Here is a 13,269-nt window from a genome sequence, read left to right as displayed (position 1 = left end):
AATTATACGGACTTTATCTATATTTTCTAATACTGGAGTCATCACTTTTGGACAAAGCGATTCTTTATTTGTGCAAACCGCAATAGATGGCGGTCGTAAATATAATCTAAATGTTGAAACATTATCAGCTGATGAAATTAATGAACGTTGGCCCGGTATCACAATAGCTCCTGATCAAATGGGTTGCTATGAACCTGAGGCAGGCGTTTTATTTTCACAAAATTGTATACGTACTTTTAAAAGACTTGCTTTAAACCATGGGGCTGAATTAAAAACCAACTCTCCAGTTATGAATATCGATATGTTTGATGACGTCGTTAACGTTCAGACAAATTCTAATACATTTACTGCAAATAAATTAATTATTACTGGAGGCGCCTGGAATAAGAAAATATTAGATGACTTAGGTTTACAGTTGCAACTTCAACCATCTAGACAGACCATCGCATGGTTTGATTCAGATGATATTTTATATAAATCAGATGGTTTTCCCGGGTTTTTTGCTGACGTTCCTAGCGGCGTTTACTATGGTTTCCCTTCTATCGATGGCACTGGTTTAAAAATTGGCCGATATGATAATGGAGACCCGATTGATCCAATGTATTATAATAAAGCATTTGGCGCTTACGAAAAAGATGAAAACGATATTAGTCATTTTTTAAATCAATATATGCAGCAAGCTTACGGAAATATAAATGTTGGCAAAACTTGTATGTTTACAAATACATTAGATGAGAATTTTGTCATAGATAAACATCCTCGATACGAACATATTGTGATTGCTGGTGGCTTTTCAGGACACGGCTATAAGTTTTCAAGCGCTATAGGAGAGGTGTTATATGAATTAGTTACTAAAGGGAAAAGTACACAAGATATATCACTATTTAAAATTACACGTCCAAGTTTACAACCTGAAAATAAAGCAAAAGTATTTTTTAAAGCAAGGGGGAAATAAAAATGACTCAATCTAATTTAGATTTTTTAAAATCATTGATTAATATTGATAGCACTAATCCACCAGCTAACGAAGATAACGTAGTGCAAGTTTTTAAAAAGCGATGTGAATCCAAAAATATACCATTTGATATAACCAATTTAAGTGACCAAAGAAGTAATATTTCAGTAACTTTAAAAAGTAACCAACGTGACGCTGGTAAGTTGTTATTATCTGGTCATACAGATACCGTAAAAATTGGTGCCCAAGAGTGGAAATATGATCCTTTTAAAGGCGAAATTGAGGATGGAAAACTATACGGAAGAGGAACAAGTGATATGAAAAGTGGCTTAGCCGCTTTATATCTCGCATTAGAATCTGTATATGAAGAAGGCTATGAATTAAATAAAGATATTGAATTTTTAGCTACTGCTGGAGAAGAAGTAGATTCAATAGGTGCCAAGCATTATGTTCAAAGTACAACTATGGATAACATAGATGCCATCATTATCGCAGAACCCACTAGCGAAAAAGTAGCCATTGGGCATAAAGGCGCTTTATGGATAGAAGTCACGTTAACTGGCAAAACTGCACACGGCGCAATGCCCGAACAAGGTATAAATGCCGTAGAAGGTATGAATAAAGTGATTAATTTGGTTAATGACTTAAAAGAAGAATGGGCTGAAGAAACAGCTGCATTAGGCAAAAGTAGTATATCAGCAAATATGATTAACGGTGGCATTCAAACTAACGTTATTCCTGACCAATGTGTATTAAATGTCGATATTCGAACAGTTACACCTAATATTCATGACAATCTTTATAATCAATTTAATCAACGTTTAAACCAACTTTTTTCGGACAACACATCTCCAAAGGTAAGTACGCAGGTGTTACTTGACCGCGCTACGGTTTTAACTAATGAAAACGCTGAAATTATTCAAAATGCCTTAGACATTTCAAATGAAAATAACATTACAGGCATGGCCTATTACACGGATGGTTCTGTTCTCAATCCGGACAGCAATATTCCCACATTAATTTATGGTCCTGGTATTGAAACATTAGCACACCAACCAAATGAATACGTTGAAGTCAAAGCATTCGAACGTTCTATTGATTTTTTCAAAAACTTAATTAAACAATTTGCAAAATAAATAGACTGCCGGTATACTGCCGGCAGTTCTTTTTTCATTCTAAAATAAATCTTTTCATGTATAATGGCCTCAAATGAAAAAGGCGGATGATATTATGGAAATAAAAGATTTAAAGATTTTTCAAAGTGTTAGCCAATATCAAAGTATTAGTCGTGCTGCCAAATCACTTAATTTTGTCCAATCTCATGTTACCTCCCGTATAAAACGATTAGAACAAGAGCTCAATACACAACTTTTTCTACGTCATAAAAAAGGAACAACATTGACTTCAGATGGCGAAAAACTCCAAATATATGTTGAAAAAATTATGGATGTATTGAATGAAATGGAAAGTACTTTCCAAAAGAAAGAAATGTCTAGTGGAAAAATTGAAATTGGTATAGTAGAAACAATTACTAAATTACCGAAAGTACTATCAATGTTCCGTAAAAAATATCCACAAGTTGCTCTATCTTTATACACCGACGTTACTGCGAATATTTCTCAAAAAGTGGTCAATCAACGTTTAGATTGCGCGTTTGTCACAGGATTTAAACAACATCATGACATAAATAAAATGGAGTTATTTAAGGAAAAATTAGTACTGATATCTAATGTGGATACCATGGACTTAAAAGATATAGCATCTTCTGTGTTTTTAGTGTTTGAAAAAGGATGTAATTATAGAAGGAATCTCGAATCTTGGTTAAAATCTGAAAATATTAAAAAACCAAATCTTGTAGAATTTGGAACATTAGAAACAATTATTGGAAGCGTTAAATCGGGTATTGGCATCAGTTTAGTACCTGAATCATCAGTTCAACATGACTTAGAGAACGGTGAATTATATAGTTATGCCTTACCAGAAAAATACAGCAATATATCAACAGACTTTATTTGGAATTCAAATTACCATTTAAACGCCCCTACGTCTAACTTTATCCAAACTGTTAAAAACTTCGCTAACCAAGATTAAAGATATGGCACACTTTTACCATTACAATGTGCATATATTTACTAACCAAATCGTTTATCTTTTAATTTATTTGCCCACCTCTACAAAATGAATACAAGCGCTAAGGCGCTTGCATAAGAACTACTAGGGCTATGCGGATTACATAAGTATTACTAACCACTAGGTTTTTTACATCGACTCAAGTAATCGGTGCTTTTCCGGTTCAGTTAAAAATGCATATTGAATTGCACGTTGATTAATATATTTCATCTGTTCTAAATCTATTAATTGATGTTTAAACAGTAATTCATATTCTTCATTTAATGAAGTTTGTGTCACTGTTCGATTATCTGTATTAATAACAAATGGTATATTATTGTTTAATAAATAAGGTATGTTTATTTCTGACAAAGCGTTTATCGCTTTGGTTTGCAAATTACTTTTAGGGCATATTTCTAATAATACATCATTCGCTTTAACTTCTTGCAATGCCGCTTCATCCAAGTTAACAGCAACACCGTGACCAATACGTTTAGCTCCTATTTTAATTGCTTCTAACACATTATGCTTACAGCCACATTCACCAGCATGTAACGTTAAATGCATACCTTTATCTAATCCGTATTGAATGGTATCTTGAATGGTATGTGGCGGAAACCCTACTTCTGGTCCTGCAAAATCAATACCCCGTATCACCTCGCTGTTGTATACATCTAAACCATCAAACAATTGTTTATTTGTAGATGGTTCATGTTGTCTCATAGCGCAAATTAATAAATTCACTTTAATATCCATTGTTTCTTGTACAATTTCAACCCCCGTTTCAACGGCCTTTACTATTTCTAGGAGCGTCATATCTTGTTCCATATGTAACAAAGGTGCAAAACGAATTTCTATATATTTCACATTATCCTCATAGGCTTGTTGCGCAACGTCTATAACTGCCCTTTTCAAGCTATCTGCTGTTTGCAATACGCTTAATATTTCATCAAAACACTTTAAATATTCATCTAGACTTTCACACTGCTCACTCACAATTAGATTAGCTTCGTTCAAATTAATTTGTTGTTCTTGAGCTAACTGTCGAATTAACTTTTCACTTACAGAACCATCTAAATGGCAATGGAGTTCAATTTTAGCAATATCTTTTATACTTTTATCCATTATAGTAAACTTCCCTACCTCTAAATTAATATCATTCTGCGATTTAATCTTGTTAATATATATGTTACATAAAAATGATTCATATAATATAACACTTTATTTTTTACATTACTATACATAAAGTAAATCCATTTTTGCAAAAACTATTTAAAGCATACACAACTTCTTCAAAACACAGTATTTTTATAAAAATATTAAAAAAACAAACGGGATAAAAATCAAAAATTAAATTTGATTTTCTAACCCCGTTACGTTTCATTACTAAATTTTAAAATTGGTGATAATAACCTAATATTAACAGTGATGCACCTATACCAATAATACATATGATCATTAATATGATAACTATTTTTAGTGCTACAAGAAAATGTTTTCTATTCTGGCCTTTATTTACGAGGTATACACCAGCAGCTACTACTAAAATAAATACAACAAGTAACGTATAAGCAATAATATTTAATAATTCCATCCGATTGCCCCTTTAGCGATAATTCATTTTCGTTAAACTTGTGCTGTATTGATATACTGATGTTTTTGTAAATAGTCCAAAATTTTAGACACTGATGCTTCAACAGTAAGTGTTTCAGTATCTAATATAATTTCTGGTTCGGTAGGCGCTTCGTATGGTGCGTTGACACCAGTAAACTCTGCAATTTCCCCACTTCTTACTTTTTGATATAAACCTTTTGGATCTCTAACTTCACATTCCGTTAAACTGCATGCTGTATAGACTTCTATAAAATCTGCTTCATCTAAGAGATGACGTACAGCATCTCTATCTGCTTTATATGGAGAAATAAAAGCAGTCACTGTCACTAAGCCGGCATCGGCCATTAATTTACTAACTTCTCCTATACGTCTAATGTTTTCTTTACGATCTTCAGGTGAAAATCCTAAATTTTGATTCAATCCATGTCTAACGTTATCCCCATCTAACCGATATGTATGCACTTGTTGAGCAAACAATGCTTTTTCAAGTGCTACTGATATCGTTGATTTCCCTGATCCTGATAATCCTGTAAACCAGATCACAGCGCTTTTATGTTGATTACGTTGTTGCCTTTCACTTTTTGTCACTTCCGAAGCATGCCACGTTATATGTTTAGATTTTCCCATCACTCAATATGCACTCCTTTTCATTCTGCTATTCTTTCAATCCATTAATCAGTACTTCTGCCACTTCTGGTCTTGAGAATTCTTTAGGTAAAGATTCACCTTTTTTCAATTTTTCACGAACCTTTGTACCGCTTAAATGTAAATGTTCTGAAGCATCGTGAGGGCATGTTTTTGCTGTAGCCATATTCTCACAAGTTTTACAATAAAAAGCATGCTCAAATTTCAATATTCGGATACCTAATTCAGCTTCATATTTTGAAATAAGCGCTTGCGCTTCATATGTTCCGTAATAGTTACCTACACCTGCGTGATCGCGCCCTACGATAAAATGTGTACAACCATAATTTTTACGTACTGTAGCGTGTAATATAGCCTCTCTTGGACCTGCGTATCTCATCGCTGCTGGATAAATAACTAAGCGTGTTTTATTTTCTGGGTAATATTTTTTCAGTATGACTTGATAACTCTCCATACGAACAGCAGCTGGTATATCATCTGATTTAGTTTCACCTACTAAAGGGTTTAATAGTAAACCATCTACAGCCTCTAATGCTGCCTTTTGAATATACTCATGTGCACGATGCACCGGGTTTCTAGTTTGAAATCCAACTACCGTTTTCCAACCTAAATCTGAAAATAACTGTCTTGTTTCTGACGGGTCTAAATGGTAATCCACAAATTCATCATGTTTAGGTCTATTTAATAAATAAATTGGTCCAGCTAGGTAAACGTCACCTTTTTCATAAACTTTCTTTACCCCTGGATGATCAACATCTGTAGTGCCGTATACAAGTTGCGCTTCTTTTTGTTTGTCATACGTATATTTTTCCTCCAAATCGAGCACGCCATACAAAACATCATCTTCGCCATATAAAGCAATTCGAGAACCAATATTCAAATTTTGGGATTGTTCTGTTGTTATAGGTAATGTGATTGGGATACTCCAAACTAAACCATTTTCTAAATGTAAATCTTCAACAACTTTTGTATAATCCGCTTCTTTCATAAACCCTGTTAATGGGCTAAACCCGCCTATAGCAATTAATTCTAAATCTGACAAACTCCATGAATTTAAAGTAATGGGTTCTAAGTTTTCGGCTTCTTTGATTAATTGCTCTCTAGCTGTACCACTGACTTCTCTATTTACAAGTAAACCACCGTGAGGTTGGATTGTAGCTTGTTGTTTTTCATTTATTAATGACATTTTGTCACACTCCTTATTGAATTAATCTAGTTTATTTACGTTGGATTCATTTTTAAAATTCAAAAATGGTAATTTATTATTTTGGTATAAAGCAAATAGTATTAACACGAACCAAATAACAATAAGTGCAATTTTAATCGTAATAGCTAAAGTTTGATTCAGCCCGACGACGCTGATAAGTGAATTACTGTTTGTAAAAATAATTAAACCACTTACACAGACGGCTAGAATATTCATGGGTAAAAGCTTCACCAACCATGCAGCAAATGGTGCAGCAACCATGCCACCAATACTTAAAGATACTACAAGCCACCAGTTGATTTGGCTCCAACCGAGAAAAATAATAAAACTTAGAGAAGCAGACACCGTCACGAAAAACTCACTCGCTGATACAGTACCAATTGCATACCTAGGTTCTAACTTCTTTTGAGCAAGCATTAATGGCGTATTGACTGGTCCCCATCCACCACCGCCTATAGAATCTAAAAAACCTGCAACTGCACCTTGCGGAATTAAGATTAAGCGTGATGTTTTTGTCTTTGTTTTTGAGACAGATTTTTCTTTTGTAAATAAAAATTGGTATAAAATATAGAGCCCCATTGTTAACAAAAATATAGCAATGAATGGTTTAATAAAATCGCTGTGTATATGACTTAATATCGCAGCACCAATGAATGCTGTTATAGCACCCGGAATTGCTAGTTTAACCATCGTTGGTTTATGCACATTTTTAAACTTCCAATGTGATGTCCCGGACGCTGCTGTAGTAGCAATTTCAGAAAAATGGATTGTTGCTGATACGATCGCCGGCGCCACGCCAAATGTCAATAATATAGAGGATGATGACGCGCCAAATCCCATACCTAATGAACCGTCAATCAATTGTGCGAGAAAACCCGCTAATGCAAAAATGAATAATTTATACATAGAATGATGCCTCCTCTCAATTCAATTTAATCTAAAGTATCTAACCACTTTCTAACTTCTTGTTGCTTGTTGATATTTAAATATTTTTCATTTAACATTTTTTTCAAAAATGTTTCCTTCTCTGTAGATATAAGTGAGCTATGCTTGATTCGTTGTCTACAGTCATATAAAAAATCAACATAATCACCATACGCACTGTTAAAATATTGTTGCAATGCCTCTAAAATATGAGTTGTAAGCATGGGGCTAGCACCTTGTGTTGAAATGCTGATGGTTAATTTGCCACGTCGTAAAATACTAGGAAACAAAATATCGCCAGCATTTGCTTTACCTACCATATTAATTAGAGCTTTACTTGGTTTTGCATTCAAGATAGCTTGGTTGGTAGCTACATCATTTGTTGCGGCAACAATTAAATCAGCCTTTTCCACATCACTATTTTCAAATATTTTATTATGCCATTGAATCGATTGTTGTTTGGCCAAGTGTTCTAAACCCTCTGTCACTGTAGGACTAACAACAGTGATTCGTTTTGTATATTGTGTTAAAACGCTCACACGACGTGCTGCAATTTTTCCGCCACCTATAACAACGACTTGTTTCTGTGAAAGATCAACCATTAAAGGGATGAAATCCATAATGTCACTCCTTGCTATTAACCGCCATTTTTAAGTCATTAAATATTTTGAAATGCCTCTTCAACACGTTCTTTTAGCGCTGTTTGCAAATGTTCATGATGGCTAAGATGCTCTGTTAAGATAATATCGCTTTTTTTCTGATAATCATTCACAACCTTAGCAATATATTGGTCTAAAATACCTGTGAACCATATATAAGGTAGAATGAATATTTGTGAATACCCTTCGTCCACTGCATGGTTTAACGCATCTTCAAATAATGGTTCACAAGCTGCTAAATAACATACGCTTATATTGTTAGATGGCAACATAGCCGATAGTTGTGATTTGATTATAGAGAAATCCTTTTTCGTTTGAGGATTATAGCTTCCTCTTCCAATAATTAATAATTTAGCGTCTGAGTTAGGCGTAATATCTACTTTTTCAAGACGCTGTTTTAGTATTTCTGTTAATCGCGCTTGTACGCCTAAGGGTTGCCCGTAAACTATTTTCACCTCAGGAAACTGTTGCTGACTATACTCGATTTCTTCAGGAATGTCTTTATAATAGTGTCCTGCACTTAAAAGTAATACAGGAATAATCGCAATCTCATTTGCTCCTTGGTTTACTAACTTTTGAAAACCTTGTGATATATCTGGTTCTGCTAATTCTAAAAAACAAATTTCTTGTAAAGGTACATCCACTTGCGCTTGAACAAGTTCAATAAATGATGTTGCTTCTTCAACTGCTTCTGCTACACGACTTCCATGACTAACATATAAGACACCTTGCATCTCAAGCCCTCCATTATTGATATGTGAGTTGCGTCAATAATTCATTTTTATATGTTGCTTCAAACCAACTAATACGGTTTCGCAGTTTCACAACTTCTCCTACGATGATCATAGCTGGGTTTTCGATCTCTTTAGCTTCATCAATGATGGTTTCTAAGGTGCCTACTACTGTTTTTTGTAATTGAGAAGTACCCATATGAACGAGTGCAATGGGCGTCTTTTGGTCACGGCCATTTTGCGTTAATAATTCAACAATTTTAGGTAACTTTTTCACGCCCATATAAATACATAACGTTTCAGGCCCTAACGCAAGGTGTTTCCAATATTCGTCTTTATCAATATCTTTATTAATGACACCCGAAACAAAAGCCACCGAAGAACTATAGTCTCGATGAGTCACTGGAATACCTGCATAGGCCGGCGCTGCAATACCTGCAGTAATACCAGGTACAATTTCAAATGGTATACTATATCTAGCTAGTATTTCTGCTTCTTCTCCACCTCTACCATATATAAAAGGGTCGCCTCCTTTTAAACGTGTAACAGTATGACCTTCTTGAGCCAAATCAACGAGCATCTGATTTGTATCTGCTTGTGAAATAGACTGATGATTCGGATCTTTCCCACAATATATCAACTTAGCAGTCAAAGACGCATAACCTAATAATTCTGGGTTTACTAAACGGTCGTATAGAATAACATCCGCTTTTTCAATCGCCTTTTGTCCTTTAACTGTAATTAAATCAGGATCTCCAGGTCCTGCACCAACTAAAAATACTTTCCCCATACTGTCACCTGCTTTCCAAATTTTAACTATGAAATAATTGGCCGTCTGTCACTTCTTCTATGATGCCTGCCCTTACTACAAAATTACCGAAACGTTCATTCACTGTTCTTTCTTGTGCATATTGCAATAAAATTGGTCTCAAACTTTTTAATATTTCTGCTTCATCAATATTTTCTTTAAATAATTTATTTAAACGATCGCCAGCAAATCCGCCTCCTAGATACATGTTGTACTTACCAGGTGCTTTACCAATAAATGCAATTTCTGCTAACGCGGGGCGTGCACATCCGTTTGGACATCCTGTCATTCTGATAGTGATCTCTTCTTCACTTAAACCAGCTTCATCCAATAAAGCTTCTATTTTAGTAATAAGTGAAGGTAAATAACGTTCAGATTCAGCCATTGCTAAACCACAAGTTGGAAACGCTACACAAGCCATAGAATTCCTGCGTAGCCCAGTATAATGTGCCCCATCGGTTAAATTGTATTGTTCTATCAACGCTTCAATTTCCGCCTTTTTCTCCGCTTCTACGTTTGCAATAACTAAATTTTGATTAGGAGAAAGTCTAAAGTCACCAGTATGTATCTCAGCGATGGCTCTAAGCGCAGTTTTTAATTTATACTCTTCAGTATCTTTAATACGTCCATTTTGAATAAACAAAGTAAAATGGTGTTTACCACTGCCTTCGGTCCACCCATATCGATCACCATTATCTTCAAAATGAAAAGCACGTTTTGATTCTAAATCCCAACCTAAACGACGGTTTAACTCATCAGTGATCCATGAGACACCTTTACGGTCAACTGTGTATTTAAATCGAGCGTTGGTTCTGTCTTCACGATTTCCATAATCACGTTGAATCGTAAGTATTTTTTCACAAACATCTACGACTTCTGCTTTAGGGAAATAACCTATTAAACGGCCCACTTGTGGATACGTTGCGGTATTGCCATGTTTCATACCCATACCGCCACCAACTGTAAGATTGAACCCTACTAAAACACCATCTTCAATAATAGAAATCAAACCGATATCTTGTGAAAACACATCAATGTCGTTAGAAGGAGGTACAGCGATACCAATTTTAAATTTACGTGGTAAATAGGTTTTGCCATATAGTGGTTCTGGCTCTTGGTCACTGGTGTCTAACACTTTCTCTCCATCTAACCAAATTTCATGATATGCTTGTGTTTTAGGAGAAAGATAACTACTGATATCACTTGCAATTTGATTGATTTCAGCATGTACATCGGACTGATAAGGGTTGGGGTTACACATCACGTTTCGATTCACATCTCCACAAGCAGCTAGTGTATCGAGTAAAGATTGATTAATATCAAACATGGTTTGCTTTAGATTACGTTTCAAGACCCCATGAAATTGAAAAGCTTGTCTTGTCGTTAATTTAATCGTTTGATTCGCATATTGATTCGCTATGTCGTCCATTGCAATCCACTGTTCTGGTGTTGAAGCTCCACCTGGCGCCCGAACTCTAATCATGAAACTATATGCGGGTTCCAGTTTTTGCATACGTCGTTCATCGCGAATATCTCTATCATCTTGCATATAACTGCCGTGAAACTTTATTAATTTAGTGTCTTCTTCTGAAATAGCGCCTGTAATTCTATCTGCTAATCCTTCAACAATTGTTCCACGAAGATAATTACTATCTGCTTTGATACGCTCCATCTCATCCAATTTTTTTGAAAAATTTAAATTTGATTCTGACACGTAATCAACTCCCTTTCTAATAAACATCTCTTTGGTATCGTTTGTCTTGTTTCATTTGTGTCAAATACACTTCAGCTTCTTCGTCAGACATATTGCCTTCTTTGACTAAAACATTATGAATGGCTTCATGAACGTCTTTAGCCATATACTGTTCATCGCCACAAACATATAATGCAGCGCCATTTATCAGCCATTCATAGAAGGCTTCACTTTGTTCTTCAATTTTATGCTGAACATATACTTTTTCGTTAGTATCTCTTGAAAATGCTAAATCTATTTTGCTCAGCACGCCTGTTTTAAGCCAATCCTGCCATTCTGTTTGATATAAAAAATCTGTTGTAAAATGCTGTTCTCCAAAAAACAACCAAGTCTGACCGTTTAAACCCAGCTCTTCACGTTCTTGTAAATATGATCTGAAAGGCGCCACCCCCGTTCCAGGACCAATCATAATCACAGGCGTAGCTTCATCGAACGGGAATTTGAAATTCGGGTTTTTCTTTAAATATACCGATGCTGATTCTCCTGCTTCCAAGCGTTCAGCTAATTGAATCGAACACACACCTTGGCGCTCACGTTGATGTGAGTAATACCTGACTGCACCAACTGTTATATGTACTTCATCAGGGTTTGCTTCATAACTACTTGCTATGGAGTATTCTCTTGGAGGTAATTTTCTTAAAAACTGATAAAGCGCTTCAGGTGCAAGTGCCTTAGGTTGAAAGTCTTGAATTAAATCAATTAAGTCTCTGCCATATATATAAGATTTAATCCATTCATAATCTAAAACATGTTCTGATAAATCTGAATTATCAAATAATTCTGCAGCTTTCTGCAACAAAGTTTTAGTTAGTTTCGTAATTTCAAAATGATGTTGCAATGCGTTTTTCAATGTGAGGACATCACCTTTTTCATTGATAGGTATATCTATTTGAGCGTCCCAATTTAAAATTTCTAACAATCTATCTACCAATTTTTCATCGTTTTCTGGAATAACGACTAAGCAATCGCCTGGTTCATACGCTTCACCATAATCTTCAAATTGTAATTCGATATGCCTTACTTCTTTATTAGAACCCCTACCGTTCAAATTAATATTCTCTAATATTTCTGCTTTATATGGTTGAGACTTTGAATAATGTTTGTCGTTCGTCAACTGAACTTCATTTGTTGTCGATGCTGTTTCTTCACTCAAGGACTTGTCGCTCAATTGTTCAATAATATGATCCATCCATGATTCAGCCACATCATCGTAATCTAAATCACAATCTCGTCTCTCTACTAAGCGTGCCCCGCCTAGTGCTTCAAGGCGCGAATCAAATTCTTTACCGGTTTGACAGAAAAATTCATAGGATGCGTCCCCTAAAGACAATACTGAGAAACGGACGTCTGCTAGGTTAGGTGCTTTTCTACCATGTAAAAATTCATGAAAACTTATCGCATTATCTGGTGGGTTACCTTCACCATGTGTGGACGAAATCACAAATAAATCTTCAACTTTTTTTAATTCTTTTGTTTTAAAATCACTCATAGCATTTAGTTGCACATTAAAATTAAGTTCGACAAGGCGGTCCGCTAACTTCTCAGCTAAGCCTTGGGCGTTTCCTGTTTCTGAACCGTAAAGCACAGTGATGTGCCTATCACTATTTGAAGATGTCCCTTTATTTAATACAAATTGCGCAACTTCTGAGGGCGTTTCTTGTTTTGTTGTAACGCTTTGTAAATTTGCAGTTAAATAACCGCTCAACCAAACTTGTTGCTCAATAGTGAGATTTTGAATAATTTGATTTAGCTGTGTAGCTTGATTTTCATCAAATGGACTATTGATAACAGATAAATTCACAACCATTTCACCTCATTTTAATTTTTTAAATTACTTTCAGATTTTGTTCAAATATCTTTAAAA

Annotated in this window: 13 protein-coding genes; 3 read left to right on the top strand and 10 right to left on the bottom strand. The window is 35.0% G+C overall.

All coding sequences use genetic code 11. From position 1 onward, the window contains the following. The 3 genes from solA to KA894_RS05590 all read left to right on the top strand — a co-directional run. Positions 1–955, top strand: a 955-nt coding sequence (solA, locus tag KA894_RS05600) for an N-methyl-L-tryptophan oxidase (RefSeq protein ID WP_210133815.1), incomplete at its 5' end; no start/stop codon positions are given. A 2-nt stretch (positions 956–957) separates the two neighbouring features. Further along, positions 958–2,091: a M20 family metallopeptidase gene (locus KA894_RS05595; protein WP_207606702.1), complete on the top strand. Its 1,134-nt coding sequence runs from the start codon at positions 958–960 to the stop codon at positions 2,089–2,091. Positions 2,092–2,185: 94 nt separating this feature from the next. Further along, complete coding sequence (locus tag KA894_RS05590; protein WP_096811112.1) at positions 2,186–3,046, top strand: LysR family transcriptional regulator; 861 nt, start codon at positions 2,186–2,188, stop codon at positions 3,044–3,046. Positions 3,047–3,214: 168 nt separating this feature from the next. Here KA894_RS05590 and add read toward each other — a convergent pair whose 3' ends face one another. From add to KA894_RS05540, 10 genes are all read right to left on the bottom strand, one after another. After that, on the bottom strand, positions 3,215–4,189 hold the full coding sequence (gene add / locus KA894_RS05585; RefSeq protein WP_107644393.1) for an adenosine deaminase: 975 nt from the start codon (positions 4,187–4,189) through the stop codon (positions 3,215–3,217). A 268-nt stretch (positions 4,190–4,457) separates the two neighbouring features. Next, positions 4,458–4,658 carry a hypothetical protein gene (locus KA894_RS05580; RefSeq protein WP_096811114.1) on the bottom strand — a complete coding sequence of 67 codons (201 nt, stop codon included), beginning with the start codon at positions 4,656–4,658 and terminating at the stop codon, positions 4,458–4,460. Between the two features lie 32 nt (positions 4,659–4,690). Next, the gene (gene cysC / locus KA894_RS05575; protein WP_096811115.1) at positions 4,691–5,305 is read right to left on the bottom strand and encodes an adenylyl-sulfate kinase; all 615 of its coding nucleotides are present in this window, start codon (positions 5,303–5,305) and stop codon (positions 4,691–4,693) included. Positions 5,306–5,333: 28 nt separating this feature from the next. Then, a complete protein-coding gene (gene sat, locus KA894_RS05570) occupies positions 5,334–6,509 on the bottom strand; it encodes a sulfate adenylyltransferase (protein WP_096811116.1) in 1,176 nt (391 codons plus the stop codon). A gap of 21 nt (positions 6,510–6,530) precedes the next feature. Beyond that, positions 6,531–7,436 carry a sulfite exporter TauE/SafE family protein gene (locus tag KA894_RS05565; protein ID WP_096811117.1) on the bottom strand — a complete coding sequence of 302 codons (906 nt, stop codon included), beginning with the start codon at positions 7,434–7,436 and terminating at the stop codon, positions 6,531–6,533. A gap of 26 nt (positions 7,437–7,462) precedes the next feature. Next, positions 7,463–8,074, bottom strand: coding sequence for an NAD(P)-binding protein (locus KA894_RS05560; protein WP_103372486.1), 612 nt, complete (start codon positions 8,072–8,074; stop codon positions 7,463–7,465). Positions 8,075–8,112: 38 nt separating this feature from the next. Continuing rightward, positions 8,113–8,847, bottom strand: a complete 735-nt coding sequence (locus KA894_RS05555) for a sirohydrochlorin chelatase (RefSeq protein WP_096811119.1) — start codon at positions 8,845–8,847, stop codon at positions 8,113–8,115. A gap of 13 nt (positions 8,848–8,860) precedes the next feature. Next, positions 8,861–9,634 (bottom strand): uroporphyrinogen-III C-methyltransferase, encoded by a 774-nt coding sequence (gene cobA / locus KA894_RS05550; protein ID WP_096811120.1) that lies wholly within the window; start codon positions 9,632–9,634, stop codon positions 8,861–8,863. A gap of 22 nt (positions 9,635–9,656) precedes the next feature. Continuing rightward, a complete protein-coding gene (locus tag KA894_RS05545; RefSeq protein WP_119487944.1) occupies positions 9,657–11,393 on the bottom strand; it encodes an NADPH-dependent assimilatory sulfite reductase hemoprotein subunit in 1,737 nt (578 codons plus the stop codon). Next, a complete protein-coding gene (locus KA894_RS05540) occupies positions 11,383–13,206 on the bottom strand; it encodes an assimilatory sulfite reductase (NADPH) flavoprotein subunit (protein WP_182478034.1) in 1,824 nt (607 codons plus the stop codon). Before KA894_RS05540 ends, KA894_RS05545 begins: the two co-directional genes overlap by 11 nt. Positions 13,207–13,269 lie beyond the last annotated feature (63 nt).

Source organism: Staphylococcus sp. GDY8P131P (assembly GCF_017891975.1).
Taxonomy (GTDB): domain Bacteria; phylum Bacillota; class Bacilli; order Staphylococcales; family Staphylococcaceae; genus Staphylococcus; species Staphylococcus nepalensis.
This window is presented reverse-complemented; position numbering and strand designations above follow the sequence as displayed.

Bases quoted from the DNA above. Each gene is read 5' to 3' on its own strand.
- KA894_RS05595 (WP_207606702.1), top strand. From the start codon at position 958: ATGACTCAATCTAATTTAGATTTTTTAAAATCATTGATTAATATTGAT.
- KA894_RS05590 (WP_096811112.1), top strand. From the start codon at position 2,186: ATGGAAATAAAAGATTTAAAGATTTTTCAAAGTGTTAGCCAATATCAA.
- add (WP_107644393.1), bottom strand. From the start codon at position 4,189: ATGGATAAAAGTATAAAAGATATTGCTAAAATTGAACTCCATTGCCAT.
- KA894_RS05580 (WP_096811114.1), bottom strand. From the start codon at position 4,658: ATGGAATTATTAAATATTATTGCTTATACGTTACTTGTTGTATTTATT.
- cysC (WP_096811115.1), bottom strand. From the start codon at position 5,305: ATGGGAAAATCTAAACATATAACGTGGCATGCTTCGGAAGTGACAAAA.
- sat (WP_096811116.1), bottom strand. From the start codon at position 6,509: ATGTCATTAATAAATGAAAAACAACAAGCTACAATCCAACCTCACGGT.
- KA894_RS05565 (WP_096811117.1), bottom strand. From the start codon at position 7,436: ATGTATAAATTATTCATTTTTGCATTAGCGGGTTTTCTCGCACAATTG.
- KA894_RS05560 (WP_103372486.1), bottom strand. From the start codon at position 8,074: ATGGATTTCATCCCTTTAATGGTTGATCTTTCACAGAAACAAGTCGTT.
- KA894_RS05555 (WP_096811119.1), bottom strand. From the start codon at position 8,847: ATGCAAGGTGTCTTATATGTTAGTCATGGAAGTCGTGTAGCAGAAGCA.
- cobA (WP_096811120.1), bottom strand. From the start codon at position 9,634: ATGGGGAAAGTATTTTTAGTTGGTGCAGGACCTGGAGATCCTGATTTA.
- KA894_RS05545 (WP_119487944.1), bottom strand. From the start codon at position 11,393: ATGTTTATTAGAAAGGGAGTTGATTACGTGTCAGAATCAAATTTAAAT.